The sequence below is a fragment of the Rhodoferax ferrireducens genome, assembly GCF_031458075.1.
Classification (GTDB): Bacteria; Pseudomonadota; Gammaproteobacteria; order Burkholderiales; family Burkholderiaceae_C; genus Rhodoferax_B; species Rhodoferax_B ferrireducens_A.
Genome location: NZ_JAVDXT010000002.1, coordinates 891316 through 907297 on the forward strand (window position 1 = coordinate 891316; position 15982 = coordinate 907297).

The 15982-nt window shown below is 64.1% G+C and carries 16 protein-coding genes; 3 read left to right on the plus strand and 13 right to left on the minus strand.

Annotated features, from left to right (window positions below; all coding sequences use genetic code 11):
* Nucleotides 1-56 precede the first annotated feature (56 nt).
* From J2X19_RS13120 to J2X19_RS13145, 6 genes are all read right to left on the minus strand, one after another.
* Nucleotides 57-875: an amino acid ABC transporter ATP-binding protein gene (locus J2X19_RS13120; RefSeq protein WP_310373721.1), complete on the minus strand. Its 819-nt coding sequence runs from the start codon at nt 873-875 to the stop codon at nt 57-59.
* The gene (locus tag J2X19_RS13125; RefSeq protein WP_310373723.1) at nt 859-1515 is read right to left on the minus strand and encodes an amino acid ABC transporter permease; all 657 of its coding nucleotides are present in this window, start codon (nt 1513-1515) and stop codon (nt 859-861) included. The genes J2X19_RS13120 and J2X19_RS13125 overlap by 17 nt, the downstream gene beginning before the upstream one ends.
* Nucleotides 1512-2261, minus strand: coding sequence for an amino acid ABC transporter permease (locus tag J2X19_RS13130; RefSeq protein ID WP_310373725.1), 750 nt, complete (start codon nt 2259-2261; stop codon nt 1512-1514). Before J2X19_RS13130 ends, J2X19_RS13125 begins: the two co-directional genes overlap by 4 nt.
* A 455-nt stretch (nt 2262-2716) precedes the next feature.
* Complete coding sequence (locus J2X19_RS13135; RefSeq protein ID WP_310373727.1) at nt 2717-3541, minus strand: SDR family NAD(P)-dependent oxidoreductase; 825 nt, start codon at nt 3539-3541, stop codon at nt 2717-2719.
* Between the two features lie 69 nt (nt 3542-3610).
* The gene (locus J2X19_RS13140; RefSeq protein ID WP_310373729.1) at nt 3611-4687 is read right to left on the minus strand and encodes an alkene reductase; all 1077 of its coding nucleotides are present in this window, start codon (nt 4685-4687) and stop codon (nt 3611-3613) included.
* 64 nt (nt 4688-4751) lie between these two features.
* Nucleotides 4752-5552 (minus strand): SDR family NAD(P)-dependent oxidoreductase, encoded by an 801-nt coding sequence (locus J2X19_RS13145; protein WP_310373732.1) that lies wholly within the window; start codon nt 5550-5552, stop codon nt 4752-4754.
* 56 nt (nt 5553-5608) lie between these two features.
* Between J2X19_RS13145 and J2X19_RS13150 the strand changes: the two genes are divergently transcribed.
* On the plus strand, nt 5609-6232 hold the full coding sequence (locus J2X19_RS13150; protein ID WP_310373734.1) for a MarR family winged helix-turn-helix transcriptional regulator: 624 nt from the start codon (nt 5609-5611) through the stop codon (nt 6230-6232).
* A gap of 195 nt (nt 6233-6427) precedes the next feature.
* On the opposite strand, the gene J2X19_RS13155 is transcribed toward J2X19_RS13150, so the two are convergent.
* The 7 genes from J2X19_RS13155 to J2X19_RS13185 form a co-directional block, all read right to left on the minus strand.
* Nucleotides 6428-7462: an SIS domain-containing protein gene (locus J2X19_RS13155; RefSeq protein ID WP_310373736.1), complete on the minus strand. Its 1035-nt coding sequence runs from the start codon at nt 7460-7462 to the stop codon at nt 6428-6430.
* A gap of 8 nt (nt 7463-7470) precedes the next feature.
* Complete coding sequence (locus J2X19_RS13160; RefSeq protein ID WP_310373737.1) at nt 7471-8541, minus strand: YdcF family protein; 1071 nt, start codon at nt 8539-8541, stop codon at nt 7471-7473.
* 32 nt (nt 8542-8573) lie between these two features.
* Nucleotides 8574-9464: a glucosamine kinase nucleotide-binding domain-containing protein gene (locus J2X19_RS13165; protein WP_310373739.1), complete on the minus strand. Its 891-nt coding sequence runs from the start codon at nt 9462-9464 to the stop codon at nt 8574-8576.
* Nucleotides 9461-10600 (minus strand): ABC transporter ATP-binding protein, encoded by a 1140-nt coding sequence (locus tag J2X19_RS13170; RefSeq protein WP_310373741.1) that lies wholly within the window; start codon nt 10598-10600, stop codon nt 9461-9463. The genes J2X19_RS13165 and J2X19_RS13170 overlap by 4 nt, the downstream gene beginning before the upstream one ends.
* A 13-nt stretch (nt 10601-10613) precedes the next feature.
* Nucleotides 10614-11456: a carbohydrate ABC transporter permease gene (locus J2X19_RS13175; RefSeq protein WP_310373742.1), complete on the minus strand. Its 843-nt coding sequence runs from the start codon at nt 11454-11456 to the stop codon at nt 10614-10616.
* Nucleotides 11457-11463: 7 nt separating this feature from the next.
* Nucleotides 11464-12378: a carbohydrate ABC transporter permease gene (locus tag J2X19_RS13180; RefSeq protein ID WP_116606264.1), complete on the minus strand. Its 915-nt coding sequence runs from the start codon at nt 12376-12378 to the stop codon at nt 11464-11466.
* 69 nt (nt 12379-12447) lie between these two features.
* Nucleotides 12448-13695 (minus strand): ABC transporter substrate-binding protein, encoded by a 1248-nt coding sequence (locus tag J2X19_RS13185; RefSeq protein ID WP_116606265.1) that lies wholly within the window; start codon nt 13693-13695, stop codon nt 12448-12450.
* Nucleotides 13696-13967: 272 nt separating this feature from the next.
* Here J2X19_RS13185 and J2X19_RS13190 point away from each other — a divergent pair, with 272 nt between their 5' ends.
* Both J2X19_RS13190 and J2X19_RS13195 read left to right on the plus strand, forming a co-directional pair.
* Nucleotides 13968-15230 (plus strand): ABC transporter substrate-binding protein, encoded by a 1263-nt coding sequence (locus tag J2X19_RS13190; protein ID WP_310373747.1) that lies wholly within the window; start codon nt 13968-13970, stop codon nt 15228-15230.
* 10 nt (nt 15231-15240) lie between these two features.
* Nucleotides 15241-15957 carry a response regulator gene (locus J2X19_RS13195; RefSeq protein WP_116606266.1) on the plus strand — a complete coding sequence of 239 codons (717 nt, stop codon included), beginning with the start codon at nt 15241-15243 and terminating at the stop codon, nt 15955-15957.
* Nucleotides 15958-15982 lie beyond the last annotated feature (25 nt).

A 15982-nucleotide genomic window follows, 5' to 3' on the forward strand; every position in this document is an offset into this window, starting at 1 on the left:
AAGCAGCGCGCCCGAATCCGACAGGGAAAATCGGGGAATTACTCCTTGCCACGTCCTCATAGGCCGTTGTCGAGAAAAGCTTTGAGTTCGGGCGTCTTGGGGGCGTCCAGCATCTCGCCGGCGCCCACCTCCCAGACCTTGCCCTGGTGCATGTAGATGATGCGGTCGGCCACGCGCTTGGCGAAGGCCATTTCGTGCGTCACCAGCAGCATGGTCATGCCGCCCGCGGCCAGGTCTTCCATCACGCGCAGCACCTCACCGGTGAGCTGGGGGTCGAGGGCCGAAGTGACTTCGTCGAACAGCATCACCTTGGGCGACATGGCCAGGGATCGGGCAATCGCCACGCGCTGCTGCTGGCCGCCGGACAGCTGTTCGGGGTAGGCTGCGGCTTTCTCTTGCAGACCGACCTGCTCGAGTACGCGCAGCGCCACCTGGTGGGCCTCGGCGCGCGGCAGCTTCTTCACGTGGCGCAGCGCCAGCAAGATGTTTTCTTCCACCGTCAGGTGCGGAAACAGGTTGTAGCTCTGGAACACGATGCCGACTTCCAGGCGCAGCTGCTTCAGGTCTACCGTGGGGCTGTCGACGCGGATACCGCAGACTTCGATACTGCCCTGGTCTATGACTTCGAGCCGGTCTATGCAGCGCAGCGCCGTGCTCTTGCCCGAGCCGCTGGCGCCGATGATGGCGATCATTTCGCCCTTGGCGACTTCAAACGACACGCCCTTCAAGACCTGGTTGGCACCGAAGCTCTTGTAGACCTGGTCGAGCTTGACGATAGGGCCGGGGTGGGCGGCAGTGTTGATACTGCCACCGCCTTCGGTGGCGACCAGGCCGCTGTGCAACTTGCCGGGCAGGGGGTTAACGATTTGCGACATTCAGTTTTCTTTCCATCGCTTCGCTCCAGCGCGACAGCGGATAACACAGGGCAAAATAAAACGCACCGACGATCGTGAAAATCAAAAAGGGCTGGAAGATGCTGTTGTTGATGATCTGGCCGGCGCGGGTCAGCTCGACAAAGCCGATCACCGAAGCCAGCGAAGTCATCTTGATGATCTGCACCAGAAAGCCGACCGTGGGCGGCAGCGACAGGCGCACCGCCTGCGGAATGATCACCAGGCGCAAGGTCTGCCAACGGCCCAGGGCCAGGCACTCGGCCGCCTCCCACTGCGGCTTGGGCATGGCGTCGATGCAGCCGCGCCAGATGTCGCCCAGGTAGGCGCTGACGTAGACCATCATCGCGATGCCGGCCGCCACCAGGGATGGCAGCGAATAGCCGTAGACCGACAAGCCGAAGTAGACGATGAACAGCAGGATCAGCAGCGGGATGCCCTGTATGCATTCGATGTAGGCCAGCGCCGCCCAGCGCAGCCAGCGCCGCGGCGAGATGCGCGCCAGCATCACGCCAAAGCCGCCGATGCTGCCCAGCGCAAAGGCCACGGCCGACAGCACCAGGGTCCACCAGATCGAGGTAAACAGGTACAGCAGATGGGTGCCGGTGAAACTGCCGAAACTCATGCCGCACCCCCTTGGCGGGCAATGCTGGCGGTCGGCGGCCGGACTGCCTGTCGGCTGTTGCGCGCGGCCGTCTGGCGCACCACGCGGCGCCGGCGGAACAGGTATTCGCCCAGCACATGGGTCACCAGCTTGATCACCAGCGACAGCGCCAGGTACAGCGCGGCGACCACGATATAGGTCTCCAGCGAGCGGAAGGTATCAGACTGCACGGTGTTGGCAATCGCCGTCAGCTCCTCGGCCGAGATCTGCGAGGCCATGGCCGATGCCTGCATCATCAGCAGGAATTGGCTGGTCAGGGCGGGATAGACCTTCTCTATCGATGGCTGCAGCATCACATGCCAGCCGATGCGCCACTTGGACAGACCCAGGCATTCGGCCGCCTCGATCTGGCCCTTGGGCACCGACTCCAATCCGGCACGGATGATCTCGGCGGCGTAGGCGGCGATGTTGATGACCATCGCCAGCACTGCGGCGGCAAAGGTCGGCATGCGGATGCCGATGCTGGCCAGGCCGAAGTACAGCAAGAAGATCTGCACCAGGAACGGCGTGTTGCGCACCACCTCGATGTAGGCCGCGCAGATGCGCGACAGCGGTTGGATCTGGCTGCGCTTGGCAAACGCCACCAGCGTGCCGACTGCCACGCCGACCACCACGGCCACCGCCGTCATCTTCAGCGTCAGCCAGGCGCCGTTCAGGAACACCGGCCAGTAGGGCAGCAGGGTGCTGAAGTCGAGCGCGTACTTCATGCGCGCACCCGCAGCTGCTTGCAGATGCCGCGGGCCGCGTGGATGCCATTGGGAAGCGGAGGGCGGCGAGGGCCGGCGGCGGGCGCAGAGTGCATGGTGTCCGGGGTGGTTAGTTATCTGTTGTCGTACGACGCGACCCGGATTATGGGGAGGTCGAAGCTGTTCGTTGCAGCGGGTATTCCCTGGGGTGTTGGCAGCTTTGCTTAGCCGCTGTAGCGCTATGCAAACAGGACTGAAATCTATAAATAAAAAAAGCTTCTAGCGCAGATGCGACCTGCGGTAGAAGCTATCAAATTGATACTGATAATCGGTAGTTCTCAGCGCGTCCTGGTCACCTTGGTCGACCTTGCCCGTGCTGGTGGTCGCGCCCCCTCGGTGCCTAGGTGCTTTGCCAGCTGGATCGCAGGATGACTTTCTATGCAACATCTGTTCTCTACGATAGTTGCCCGCTTATTTCAAGCCCCTTTTCGCGCCGGCAGGGCCAAGCGCGGCTTGCCGAGCACTTGGGTCGCCACCCGCGACGCGAACTGCCGCGACAAGAAGCGCACGCCGAAGGTTGATAGCTTGTTGAACAAGCCTGGGACCACCGTGCGTTTGCCGTGCAGCATCGCTTGGATCGCGGCGTGCGCCACGAAGTCCGCGCTTTTCGTCGACGCGTTCGCAATCCACGAGTAGTCGCCCCCGCCGGACGCGGCGTGGAACGCGGTTTCGGTGCCGCCAGGGCAGATGCAGGTCACTGACAGCGGCGTGCCGCGGTGTTCGTCATGGAGGCCCTCGCTGAAGTTGCGGACGAACGCCTTCGACGCGGCGTACAGCGCCATGTTCGGCACCGACTGGTACGCGCCGGTCGAGGCGATGTTCAGCATGTGCGCAGGCGCTGTGCTTGTCTTGCGCGCGTCGACGAAGCACCGCGCAAGCTGAACGAGCGAGGTCATGTTGAGTTGCACAAGCTCCGCGTCGCGCGCCCAGTCGACCTCGTCGAACCGGCGGAAGTAGCCGAACCCGGCATTGTTGATCAGGATGTCGATCGGACCGCCGGCGGTGGCGGCGTCCCACAACGCGCGCGCGGCATCGGGCTTGCCGAGATCCGCGGTGACGATCTCGACCTTTACGCCCTTGCAACTTGCGGCGACCGCATCCAATGCGTCGCGGCGCCGTGCCGTCAGCACGAGATCAACGCCGAGCGCCGCGAGCTCACGCGCGATGGCCGCGCCAATGCCGCTGGATGCACCGGTTACCAGCGCGCGCTTCGCCGTCCTGCCGCTTGTGTAGGTACTCAAATCGTTCTCCTTATCGTGTGAAACGGCCCAGGAACTCCAGGGCCGGCGAGTGCAATCGGAGCGTTTGGCTCAAGCCGCGAGCGTCGGATAGTCCGTGTAGCCCTTGGCACCGGGCGTGTAGAACGTGGAGGGGTCAGGCGCGTTCAATGCCGCGTCCTGGCGCATGCGCTCGACCAGGTCAGGGTTGGCGATGAAAGGCCTGCCCATGGCTGTCAGGTCCGCGCGGCCTTCGCTCAGCGCCTGTTGCGCGCTGGCTTTGCTCTGTCCACCTGCGAGGATGAAGGGGCCTTCGAATGCAGCCCGCAGATCGGCCTTCAGCTTTGCCGGAACTGGCGGGGCGCCCATGGCCGAATGGTCCAGGACGTGCACGTACATGAGGCCGAGTGCGGAGAGTTGCTTCACCAGCGCCAGATACTGTTCGTCCACGCCATCGAATGCGCCGGCTGCGTTGACCACACCGTGGGGCGACAAGCGGATGCCGACGCGCTCAGCACCGATCTCCTTCACGGCAGCACGGGCGACCTCCAGCACCAGCCGGTTGCGGCCTTCGGCCGTGCCTCCGTAGCCACCGGTGCGGCGGTTGATGTTGGCGTTCAGGAATTGCTCGAGAAAGTAGCCGTTGGCGGCGTGCAGCTCGATGCCGTCAAAGCCGGCCTGGATGGCAAGACGTGCGGACGTTGCGTATTCGCCGATCGCGGTCTGGATGTCGGCTTCGGTCATGGCGCGCGGCGGCGTGTGCGGCTGGCTGCCTTGCGTATCGGTCCACATTTCGCCAGGGCAGGTTTCGGGCGAAGGTCCAAGCACTTCGGCACCAGCAGGCAGGTTGGCCTGGTGGGACACCCGGCCGGTATGCATCAGCTGCACGACGATCTTGCCGCCCTTGGCATGGACCGCGTCGGTCACCAGCTTCCAGCCTTGCACGTGGGCCTCATTGAACAGGCCAGGGATACGGGCATAGCCTAAGCCGTTGGGCGATGGCGAGGTTCCTTCGGTGATGATGAGGCCGGCGCTTGCACGCTGGGCGTAATAAGTAGCCATTAGGCTGGTGGGCGTGTTGTCGACACTTGCGCGGCTGCGCGTGAGCGGCGACATCACAATGCGATTGCCGAGTTGGGTGGCACGCAGGGAAAAGGCGTCGAAGAGCATGGGCTGTCCTGGGAAGAATGGGAAAACGAGAAAAGAAAGAGCAGTGACGTTCCGTTAGCGGAAATCAAACGATTTTGTAACGAGGGGCCGGCTTTCCGGCTTGGGTGCCTGCGAACAGCGCGGAGCGGGCCGCCTCGTACTTGTCCCACAGACTGGCATCGGCGACCGACGGCCAGGTGATCGTTTCGCCCTGGTCCAGGCCTGCGAGCGCTGCGTCGACCATGTGTTCGGTTGTCATCAAGGTCTCCTGGTTGAGGGCCGCCAGCGGGACGCCTGACAGATCCCAGATCTCGGTGGCTGTCGATGCTGGCAGGAGCAGCTGAACCTTCACGCCAGTTTCTGCCAGTTCTTGCTGCAAGCCTCTGCTGTATTGCAATACGAAGGCCTTGGTGCCGCTGTAGATGGCGCTGATGGGCAGCGAGTGAACGGCCAGGGCGGAAGCGATGTTGATGATCAGGCCCTGGTTCCTTGCCACGAAGGCAGGCACCGCAGCTTGCGTCAGGCGCGTCAGTGCTGTGATGTTCAGGGCGATCTGGGAGCCCACGTCGTCTGCCCCCATCTGTGCAGCCGGTGCCAGGCGCGCAAGACCGGCGTTGTTCACCAGGATTTGCACATCCCCATTGGTGGCCAGAATCGTTTCGATCCGCGCCACATCCTGGTCTTTGGTCAGATCGGCCACGATAGCCTCGGCTTTGATGCCGTGCGCTTTTGAAACTTGCGCAGCGAGGGCTTCCAGGCGGTCAGCGCGCCGGGCGACAAGGATAAGGTCGTATCCACGCGCAGCGAGGCGGTCTGCGTAGATGGCGCCGATGCCGGAAGAAGCCCCTGTGACAATAGCGACTTTTTTAGAACTGGGATGTGTCATTGATAGCTTTCCAATAAAATTGAGTACTCAACTAAATAAGTTGAGGGCTCAAATGTATGGCTGATCGTTTGCAGATTGCCAATAGTGCAGTACTAAACCATTTTCAAAGTATGGGAATTACCAAAAATCTTATGGATGCAAAAAACATCCCGGATGGGCCCGCCGCAGACGAGCAGGACATCCTGGGCGGACGCGTCTGCACGGTCACATCACTGCGCCTTGCTGCTCGCAGGCTTGAGCAGCTGTATGACGAAGAGCTGGCGCCGTTGGGCCTCAAAGCCACGCAGCTCGCGCTCATCGCAGGCATTTACAGCCTCACGGGCAGCGATCAACAAGGACCGACGCTACAGGACCTGGCGGCGCGGCTGGCCATCCAACTTTCGGCCCTTACCCATGCGCTAAAGCCTCTGGTGCGCGACGGAATTGTTGAATTGCGTCAGGACGCCCAAGACCGCCGGACCAAACACAGCGTTCTCACTTCGCTTGGCAAGACCCGGTTATCAGAAGGCATGGTGCGCTGGGCTGCAGCAAACGACCAAGTGGAGGTTGTTCTGGGTTCCGACTCGGCTGCGAGCTTGAGGGGCCTGGCCGACCAAGTGTCTTCCGACGCGTTTCTGCTTGCCTATAAAGCCAAGGATCAACCGCCGGCCCCGCTCTCGACAACTACCCCTGATGCTTAGAACAACCTCTGGCGAATGGCAGAGAAGCCGAACGCTCTGATCGAGCCATCGGCTTTCTTTCTGCGTCCTTGGCTTCCCGGTTGATCAGCGCGTCGTTGATGCTGGCTTGCAACATAAAAGAGCCGCTAGCGCAGGTATATCCTGCGGTAGCAGCTATCAAATGGATACCGATTTTTGATTAACCTGAGCCCAAGCTCAGCGCGTGCTGGTCACCTTGGACAAATGCCGCGGCCGGTCCGGGTCCTGGCCGCGCGCGCGGGCCACGGCTTCGACCAGCAGGTAGAAGCTCTGGATGGCCGTGATCGGGTCCAGGTCTTCGTGCGGGGCGGTGGCCAGGGTCAGGTCGCGGCTGGAGACGTCGGCAGGGGCGGCCAGCAGCACGCGGGCGCCACGTTCGCGCATCTCGGCGGCCAGGGTGACCAGGCTGGCCTGGGCCGGGCCGCGGGGGGCGAACACCAGCATCGGGTAGGCGTCGCTCACCAGGGCCATCGGGCCGTGCTTGACCTCGGCGGCGCTGAAGGCTTCGGCCTGGATGCCGCAGGTTTCCTTGAATTTGAGCGCGGCCTCATTGGCTATCGCCAGGCCCGGGCCGCGGCCTATGACCATCAGCCTTTCGGCCTTGAGCAGCGCCGCGATGGCGGCCGACCAGTCCTGCTGGCAGGCTTGCTCCAGCGCCGCGGGCAGGTCGGCCATGCGGGCGATGAAGTCGGGCGTGTCGCTCCAGCAGGCGGCCAGGCGCGCGCCAGCGACCAGGCCGCAGATGAAGCTCTTGGTGGCGGCCACGCTGAGCTCAGGGCCGGCGTGCAGCGGCATGGCCCAGTCGACGGCGGCGGCCAGCGGCGAGGCGGTGTCGTTGACCAGGGCCACGGTGGTGGCGCCGGCGCGCTGGAACAGCTGCATGGGTTCGACCAGGTCCGGGCTGCGGCCGGACTGCGAGATGGAGATGGCCAGCATCTGGCCGATGGCCAGCGGCGCCTGGTACAGGGTCAGCAGCGACATCGGCAAGGATGTGACCAGTTGGCCGTTGCGCGCCATGATCAGATAGGCCATGTAGGCAGCCGCGTGGTCCGAGCTGCCGCGGGCGATGGTCACGGTGCCGCTGGGTGGACGCGCGCGCAGGGCGGCGCCGAGTGCGGCGTAGCGGTCGGCATCGGCCGCCAGTTGCAATTGGACCTGCTGGGCGGACGAGACCGCCTCGGCATACATATGGGTAGGTGTGGAGCTGTTCATAGTCGGATTTACTGTTGGATGCCGGGGAAGGCCCAGATGCCGCTGGTGCGCATCAGGTCGCGGTAGACCACTACGCGCTCCTGCTCGCTGACCTTTTGGGCTTCTTCGATACTGGGGTAGTCGAGCTCGACCAGGCTGTCGTATTGCAGGTCCAGCCCCTGGTTGCGCGCGGCTTCTTCCAGCAGGGTCAGGCCGCGGCGGATGTGGCTGGCGCTGGATACCAGGGTGGCGTGGCTCACGCCCAGGTCTTTCAGGATGGCTGCGCAGTTGACGGCATTGCCCACCGTGTCCTTGGCCAGGTCTTCCAGCACCAGGCGCGAACGCGCAATGCCCTTGCCTGCCAGCCATTCGGCCATCGCATAGGCTTCGGTGATGCCGCCTTGCTGCACGCCGCCGGACAGCACCAGGGGCGCTTTGGGGTACAGCAGGGCCAGCTCCAGGGCCTTGTCCAGGCGCTTGAGCAGGGTGGGCTGCATCACGCCACCTTTGCCCAGCGCGTAGCCGAGCACCACGATGGCGTGCTTGTCCTGCGGCATGCCGGCATTCGGCGTGGTGCGGATGGGCAAGGCCAGGGTGCGCGCGGTGCGGGCGAATTTGTCCTGGTAGGCCTGGGTGCGATCCGGGTGGGTTTGCGCCAGCGTGGCGAGGATCTTGTCCGCCGCCTCAGTCTGTCCCTGGGCCTTCAGGTAGGCGGCTTGCAGGATCGGGGCTTCAAAGCCCTGGCTGTCTTTGCTCCAGATGTCGGCCCAGGTCTGCAGTGCGCCCGTGGTGTTCTTTTGCAGCACCTGAGCCGAGGCCACGCCGAACAGCAGGTCGAGTCGCTCAGGCTGCAGCTTGGCGGCTTCGCGGAAGCTGTTTTCCACGATGTCGTACTTGCCCTTGAGGGTGATGCCTTTGAAATAGTCCTTCTCGGCCTGCTTGAGGTCGCCGCCGTTCCAGTAGTAATAAATGCCGGTCTGGACGATCTTGGCCGCGCGCTCCTGCGCAACCGCGTTGATGCCTTCGGCCGATACCGGCGCGTGGGCCAGCAGGCTGGCCAGGATGCTGGCGGACAGAATGGTTTTGAGCATGGTTTTCATGGGATGGTGGCTCGTTAAATAGGTGCAGAGAGTTAAGCAAACTGCCGTGACAGCAATTGGATTGCGCCCTGCAGTGCATCGGCCTGGGGCAGTACCAGGCGCGCCTGCAGAGGCGGCGCCAGACGCGGCGCGAGCCGCTGGCCGATGCTGCCCCATAGCGCCAGTGGCAGCCGGCCCCCGGGGTCTACCGCCAGCGCCAGCCGTTCCAGGGTGCCGACGGCGTCGGCCAGCAGCAGGGCGGCGGCGGGGTCGTGGGCTTCGCTGTCGAACACCAGGGGGGCGAGGCGGGCGAAGTCGGCCTGGTTGGCGGCGCAGCACCAGGCCAGCAGATCGTCGGCGCTAGGCCCCACGGCCTGCAGCACCGCGCGGCTCAAGGCGCTGGGGGCACGCCGGCGGTCTATGGCCTGCTGGGCCAGGTTCACCGCGCGCAGGCCGAGCACCGCGCCACCGCCTTCGTCGCCCGACGGAAAGCCCCAGCCGCCGGCCGTGGTGCGGCTGCCGTCGGCATGCAGCGCCTGGGCCACCGTGCCGGTGCCGGCGATCACCAGGGCGCCGGGCTGGCCCTGGTGGGCGCCGAGCAGGGCGGTGAACACATCGGTATCTACCACCAGTTGGGTATAGCCGGGGTTGGCCGCCAGGAAGGCGGCGCGCCACTGCGCATTGTTGAAGCCGGCCACGCCTATCGCCAGCGCGCAGTTGTGCGGGGTCAGGGGCGGCACATCGGCGGCGGCCATGGCTTGCGCAGCACGCTCTATCGCCAGCTGGATATGCTGCCAGGCTTGCGGAATGCCTTGCATCAGGCCCGATGCGCCGGCCTTGCCTTCACCCAGCACGCTGCCATCGGGCCGGGTGATGCGCGCGCGGGTACTGCTGCCACCGCCGTCCACGCCCACCAGGTAAAAGATGTCTGCGGGCTGCTTCATAGTGCGTGGGCCGAGCGCATATTGCCGGGCCGCAGGCGCGCGCAGGCCCTGCCATCGGCACGGAACAAATACATGGCTTCGGGCACCGCGCGGACGATCACCGAGTCGCCCAGGCGCACGGCGGCATTGCCGTCGCCGCGCACCACCAGCTCCTGGCCGTCGTCGGTCTTCAGGTACAGCAGATTCGATTCGCCCAGGTGTTCGACCAGGGTGATTTCGGCGTCCAGGGCCGCGTCGTCCAGGTTCGGGGCGCGTTCGCCGCTGAGCACTTCGCAGTGTTCGGGGCGCAGGCCGATCTCGACCGACTCGCCGACCTGCAGGCCGGTGTTGTCCACCGTGGCCAGGAACTTGCAGCCATTGCCCAGCTGCACGCGCACGCCTTGCTCGGCCAGTTCGATGACGCGCGCGGGTAGCAGGTTGATGGTGGGCGAGCCGATGAAGGTGGCGACGAAGCGGTTCGCTGGCTGCTGGTACAGGGTCAGCGGCGTGCCGGCCTGCTGGACCCGGCCTTCGTGCAGCACCACGATCTTGTCGCCCAGGGTCATGGCTTCGATCTGGTCGTGGGTCACATAGACCATGGTGGCGGCCAAGTCGCGGTGCAGGCGGGCCAGCTCGATGCGGGTCTTGGCGCGCAGGGCAGCGTCCAGGTTCGACAGCGGTTCGTCGAACAAAAAGAGCCGCGGCTCGCGCACGATGGCCCGGCCAATCGCCACGCGCTGGCGCTGGCCGCCCGAGAGTTCACGCGGCAGGCGCTCCAGCAGGTGGTCGATGTGCAGCACCTTGGCGGCGTCGTGTACCCGGCGTTCGATCTCGGCCTTGTCGGCGCCGTGGATCTTCAGGCCGAAAGCCATGTTGCGGTAGACCGTCATGTGCGGGTACAGCGCATAGCTCTGGAACACCATGGCGATGCCGCGCTCGGCCGGTGGCTTGCCGTTGACGATGTCGTCGCCTATGCGCAGCGTGCCGCTGTCGATTTCTTCCAGGCCGCAGAGTACGCGTAGCAGGGTGGACTTGCCGCAGCCGCTGGGGCCGACCAGCACCACCAGCTCGCCGTGTTCAATGTCCAGGCTGACATCCTGCAGCACGGGCGTGCTGCCAAAGGATTTGGAGACGTTCTGAATGGATACTTTTGCCATGATTTTTAACGGGTTACTTCACTGCGCCAGCGGTGATGCCGCGGATCAGTTGACGGGAAAACAGGGCGTAGAGCACGACCACCGGCACGATGGCCAGGGCCAGGGCGGCGAGCACGGCGTTCCAGTCGGTGGCGTACTGGCCGACGAACTGCTGGATGCCGAGGGTGATGGTCTGGGTCTTTTCCGAGGGCGCGAGGATCAGCGGGAACCACAGGTCGTTCCAAATCGGCACCATGGTGAACACCGCCACCGTGGCAATCGCCGGGCGGATCAGCGGCACTACGACCTGGAAGAAGATGCGGAATTCGTCGATGCCGTCGCAGCGTGCTGCGTCCTTCAGCTCGCCCGGTACCTGGCCCATGAATTCCGACAGAATCATGATGGCCAGCGGCAGGCCCTGGGCCACGTAGACCAGCACCAGGGCGGTGAGGGTGTTGACCAGGCCCAGGCTGACCATGATCTGCAGGATCGATACCGTGCCCAGGCGGATTGGCACCATGATGCCGAAGGCAAAGAACAGCTTGAGCCAGCGGTTGCCCTTGAACTTGTATTCCGACAGTGCCCAGGCCGCCATGGCGCCGAACAGCAGGATGAAGAACAGCGAGGCCACGGTGACGATGAAGCTGTTGCCAAAGTACAGCCACACGTCGGAGCGGGCCAATACCTTGTGGTAGCCGATCAGCGAAAAGGTCTCGGGCGTAGGCCAGGCCAGCGGGTCGTCGAAGATGGCGCCGCGTTCCTTGAACGAGTTCATGAACACCAGCAGGATGGGCGCCAGCGCCAGCACCAGGTAGCCGAGCAGGGCCGCGTGGACGAACAAGCGGCTGGGCGCTACTTTTAAATCAGATTGAGCCATTCGGGCCTCACATGGCAAAGCGTTGCAGGCGGCGCTGCACCACCAGGAAATAGGCGCCCACGCCCAGCAGGATCACCAGGAACATCAGCGTGGCTACGGCTGCGCCCATGGTCGGGCTGGCCACTTGCGACTGGTAGCCAAAGAAGGTGCGGTAGAACAGCGTGCCCAGGATGTCGGTGCTGTAGTTCGGCCCGGCCAGGCCGCCCTTGACGGTGTAGATCAGGTCAAACGCGTTGAAGTTGGCGACGAAGGTCAGGATGGTCACCAGGCCCAGGGTCGGCAGGATCAGCGGCAGGCGGATCTGCCAGAAGATGCGCCAGGGCGAGGCGCCCTCGACCACGGCGGCCTCGATCACGTCCTCGGGGATGGCGATCATGGCCGCGTAGATCAACATCATGGGAATGCCCACGTACTGCCATACCGACATCAGCGACAAAGTGATCAGCGCCGAGGATTCCAGCCCCAGCCAGGGTGCGAACCAGTCCGCCAGGCCGACCCAGCCGAGCAGCCGCTCGGACACGCCCCACAAGGGCGACAGGATCAGTTGCCAGACAAAGCCGACGATCACCACCGACAACAAGGTGGGCAAAAAGAATACGGTGCGGTAGAAGGCCGCAAAGCGCACATTGCGCAGCGACAGCAGGGCGGCCAGCAGCAAGCCCATAGGGTTTTGCGCCAGCATGTGGATGCCGAAGAACTTCAGGTTGTTCAGCATCGCGTTCCAGAAGCTGGCCGACCACTGCGGGTCGTTCAGGATGGTGGCGTAGTTCGCCAGGCCGGAGAAAGTGCGTGCGCCGGTGTCATCGGTGCTGTACAGCCCCAGGCGCAGCGTGTCCAGCAGCGGCAGGGCGCTGAACACGGCGTAGATCAGCAAGGCGGGCGTAATAAACACCAGCACCCGCCACGAAAATCCTTGTTTCATCGTGAACCTTGGTGGTTGTGCAGGGGAGCAAAAAGGCAGCGGGTCCGAATAGACCCGCTGCCGACCGACTTACTTAGCCGGCGTGTACCACTTGGCAAACCCGGCTTGGATCTGCTGGGCCGCATCCTTGGGCGCCATCTTCAGGTTCATGACCTGCGAGCTCACGTTCCACAGCTCGTTTTCCATGCTTGGCGTGCCGCGGTTCATGATTTGCGCGTTCAGGCGGATGGTGCTCTTGCACTGGTTGCGCCAGCCAATCATTTCCTTGGCGACCGGGTTCTTCACCTCGATGGCGTGGCTGGACAGCGAGAAGAAGCCGGTGGCCTTGTTGGTGTACAGGTCGGCAAATTCCTTGCTGGCCAGCCAGTTCAGGAACACCTGGGCATCGGCCTTGTTCTTGCTCTTGCTGTTGATGCCCATGCCGATGTCGGTGTGGTCGGAGATGTAGCAAGGGTCGCCGGCTTTTTGCACCGGTGGTTTGAAGGCGCCGAAATCGACCTTGCTGTTCTGCTCGAAGTACGAGATGTCCCACGAGCCGGTGGGGTAGATGGCGGCGCGGCCCGAGCCGAACAGGTTTTGCGAATCGCCATAGGTTTGCGCCTGGTAGCCCTTGGACATATAGGGTGCCCACTTGGCCATGGTTTCCCAGGTGCTGACGAATTCGGGGTCGGTGAACTTCTTCTTGCCGCTGATGATGCCCTTGCGGCCTTCTTCGCCCTTCCAGTGGTTCGGGCCAATGCCGGTGAAGACGATCTGGTTGGTTTCCCACTGGTCGGCGGTGCCGATGGCCAACGGCGTGGCTTTACCTGCGGCCTTGATCTTTTCGAGCGCGGCAAAGAAGTCGGCTTCCGTCACCGGCACGCCCAGGCCTAGGTCGGCAAAGATCTTCTTGTTGTAGAAAAAGCCGTGGATTACCGATGCCATCGGCAGGCAGTGGGTGCTTTTGCCATCGTCCGACTGCCAGGCCACCTGGGCGGATTCGGGGAAGTTTTTCAGTCCCGGAATGCCGTTGAGCTTTTCCAGGTAGCCCTTCTTGGCCAGGTCGAGCGACACGTCAAATGGGCGGCAGGTGATCAGGTCGCCGGCGGTGCCTGCGGTCAGGCGGGTATTGAGCGCCGAGTCGTATTCGGGCGGCGAGGTGGGCGAAAACTTGATGGTGATGCCGGGATTGGCTTTGTTGAAGGCGGGCAACAAAACCTCTTCCCACAGGGCTTTGTCGTCCACCCGCCAGCTTTCGATGGTCAGGTTGCCGGCGGAGGCAAGGCCGCTGCAAGCCAGGGCAATGGCGGCTGCAGCAAAGTGGAGTGGGGTGCGCATGGGTGGGGTTCTCCTGGTCTGTGGTTGAAGCTGGCTGCCACCGCAGACGGGATGTCGTGGTGCACAGTGGGCCGGAGGTTATGCTGTGCCACCTGTAATATCAAACCACGCGCAACGGGCTTTATAAAGTGTTCAAGCTATTGATTTTGTTCATGTTTTTTCCTGTGGTGCGCGGGCTGCATTACGTTTCATTACGCAGCAGGCGCCCTGTGTGGGCAGGCGCGGCGGTGGGCGCCGCAGCGGCGATAGATAACATTACATTTCGATAGGAAATGAAAGCTCTTGCCTTGCTTTGGATCGGTCTGGCGGCCTGGCTGGGGGCGCAGCCGGCGTTCGCCCAGGCGCAGCCCATGCCGGTCGATGTGCTGCACTGGTGGACTTCGACCAGCGAGCGCCGTGCCGCCAACCAGCTCAGCCTCTACCTGGCCGCCAACGGCGTGCAGTGGCGCGATGCGGCGATTCCCGGCGGCGGCGGCATGGCAGCGGTCAAGGTGCTGAAAAGCCGGGTGTTGATGGGCGACCCGCCCGACGTGGCCCAACTGATAGGCACCACCCTGACCGAATGGGCCGATGTCGGCCTGGTGCTACCGCTGAATACCGTGGCCGCGCGCCAGCGCTGGGCGCAGAACATGTTTCCTACCGTGATGGAGCTGGTCAGCTACCAGGGCGATGTGATCGCTGCGCCGCTGGGCATCCACCGTATCAACACCTTGCTGTACAACCGCCGCGTGTTTGCGCGTCTCGGCCTGCTGCCGCCCAAAACCTGGGCCGAGTTCGAGCTGGTGGCGCGCAAGCTGCTGGCCCAGGGCATCAAGCCTTTGGCCTGGAGCGATGAGCCCTGGCAGATCGCCACCGTGTTCGAGTCCGTGCTGCTGGGCGAAGCCGGCCCGGCGTTGTACCGCGAGCTGATCGTGCAGCGCAAAAGCAGCGCCTGGCTGGACCCGCGGGTCGAACGCGCGCTGACGCGGTTGCGCTGGCTGCGCAGCATCCAGGGTGAGACCCCGCGCGAGCAGAACTGGACCGATGCCGCCCGCGAGCTGCTGCAGGGCAGCGTGGGCATGATGGTCATGGGCGACTGGGCCAAGGGCGAGCTGATGGCCTGGGGCGCGAGTCCGGGCAAGGACTTCGGCTGCGTGGTCGTGCCCGGTACCGACAACATGCACCTCTACAGCATCGACACCCTGGCCATGCTGGTCAATGTGCGGCACCGCGAGGCTACGCAGGAGAAGGTGGCCGAGCTGGTCTCCAGCCTGCCAGCCCAGCTGGCCTACAACCGCATCAAGGGCTCGGTGCCGGTGCACCGCGATGCCGATGTGAGCAGCCTGGACAGCTGCGCGCGCGACTCCTGGGACACCTTTGCCGACCCGCGCAGTGCGCGCGTGCCCAGCCTGGCGCACCGCATGGCGGCCGATGAATCCATCAAGGACGCCGTGGCCCAGACCCTGTGGCGCTACCTGACCGACGCGCGCATGGAGCCGTCCGAGGCCCAGCGCCGGCTGGCCGCCGTGATCCGCGCACCCAGTGCAGAACGTTGAAAAGTACCGCATGAACAGAACCATCCTGGTCGTCGACGACGACCAAAAAACCCGCAACCTGCTCAAGACCTATCTGGAAAAGCACCAGTACGAGGTGCGCGTGGCGCACGACGGCGTCAGCTTTCTGGCCGAGTTCGAGCGCTTCAAGGACGAGCTCAGCCTGGTGATCCTCGACGTCATGCTGCCCGATACCGACGGCTTCACCCTGTGCCAGACGGTGCGCCGCCAGTCGCCCGTGCCCATCATCATGCTGACCGCCAGCGCCGACGACACCGACCGCATCGTCGGCCTGGAGCTGGGCGCCGACGACTACATCGCCAAGCCCTACAACCCGCGCGAACTGCTGGCGCGCATCAAGGCCATCCACCGGCGCATGCAGCTGGGTGGGCCGGGCGTGGCGGTACGCTTTCTGCGCTTTGCCGGCTTCAGCATGGACCTGCTGGAGCGCCAGCTGACCGATGCGGCCGGCGCGCTGGTGGTGCTGACCAGCATGGACTTCAACCTGCTGCGCTTCTTTGCCGAACATGCGGGAGAAACCCTGGACCGCGGCCGCCTGATGGAACAGACCCGGGGCCGCGATCTGGGCCCGCTGGACCGATCCTTGGACGTGCAGATCAGCCGCCTGCGCCAGCGCCTGAACGACGACGGCAAGCAGCCGCTGCTGATCAAGACCGTGCGCGGCAGCGGCTATGTGTTCTCCGCCGATGTGGCGGCCAGCGATGCCTAGGAATGCTCTGCATAACTCCCTGCGG

Bases quoted from the DNA above. Each gene is read 5' to 3' on its own strand.
- J2X19_RS13120 (WP_310373721.1), bottom strand. From the start codon at position 875: ATGTCGCAAATCGTTAACCCCCTGCCCGGCAAGTTGCACAGCGGCCTG.
- J2X19_RS13125 (WP_310373723.1), bottom strand. From the start codon at position 1,515: ATGAGTTTCGGCAGTTTCACCGGCACCCATCTGCTGTACCTGTTTACC.
- J2X19_RS13130 (WP_310373725.1), bottom strand. From the start codon at position 2,261: ATGAAGTACGCGCTCGACTTCAGCACCCTGCTGCCCTACTGGCCGGTG.
- J2X19_RS13140 (WP_310373729.1), bottom strand. From the start codon at position 4,687: ATGCTCTTCGACGCCTTTTCCCTGCGTGCCACCCAACTCGGCAATCGC.
- J2X19_RS13145 (WP_310373732.1), bottom strand. From the start codon at position 5,552: ATGACACATCCCAGTTCTAAAAAAGTCGCTATTGTCACAGGGGCTTCT.
- J2X19_RS13150 (WP_310373734.1), top strand. From the start codon at position 5,609: ATGGCTGATCGTTTGCAGATTGCCAATAGTGCAGTACTAAACCATTTT.
- J2X19_RS13155 (WP_310373736.1), bottom strand. From the start codon at position 7,462: ATGAACAGCTCCACACCTACCCATATGTATGCCGAGGCGGTCTCGTCC.
- J2X19_RS13160 (WP_310373737.1), bottom strand. From the start codon at position 8,541: ATGAAAACCATGCTCAAAACCATTCTGTCCGCCAGCATCCTGGCCAGC.
- J2X19_RS13165 (WP_310373739.1), bottom strand. From the start codon at position 9,464: ATGAAGCAGCCCGCAGACATCTTTTACCTGGTGGGCGTGGACGGCGGT.
- J2X19_RS13170 (WP_310373741.1), bottom strand. From the start codon at position 10,600: ATGGCAAAAGTATCCATTCAGAACGTCTCCAAATCCTTTGGCAGCACG.
- J2X19_RS13175 (WP_310373742.1), bottom strand. From the start codon at position 11,456: ATGGCTCAATCTGATTTAAAAGTAGCGCCCAGCCGCTTGTTCGTCCAC.
- J2X19_RS13180 (WP_116606264.1), bottom strand. From the start codon at position 12,378: ATGAAACAAGGATTTTCGTGGCGGGTGCTGGTGTTTATTACGCCCGCC.
- J2X19_RS13185 (WP_116606265.1), bottom strand. From the start codon at position 13,695: ATGCGCACCCCACTCCACTTTGCTGCAGCCGCCATTGCCCTGGCTTGC.
- J2X19_RS13190 (WP_310373747.1), top strand. From the start codon at position 13,968: ATGAAAGCTCTTGCCTTGCTTTGGATCGGTCTGGCGGCCTGGCTGGGG.
- J2X19_RS13195 (WP_116606266.1), top strand. From the start codon at position 15,241: ATGAACAGAACCATCCTGGTCGTCGACGACGACCAAAAAACCCGCAAC.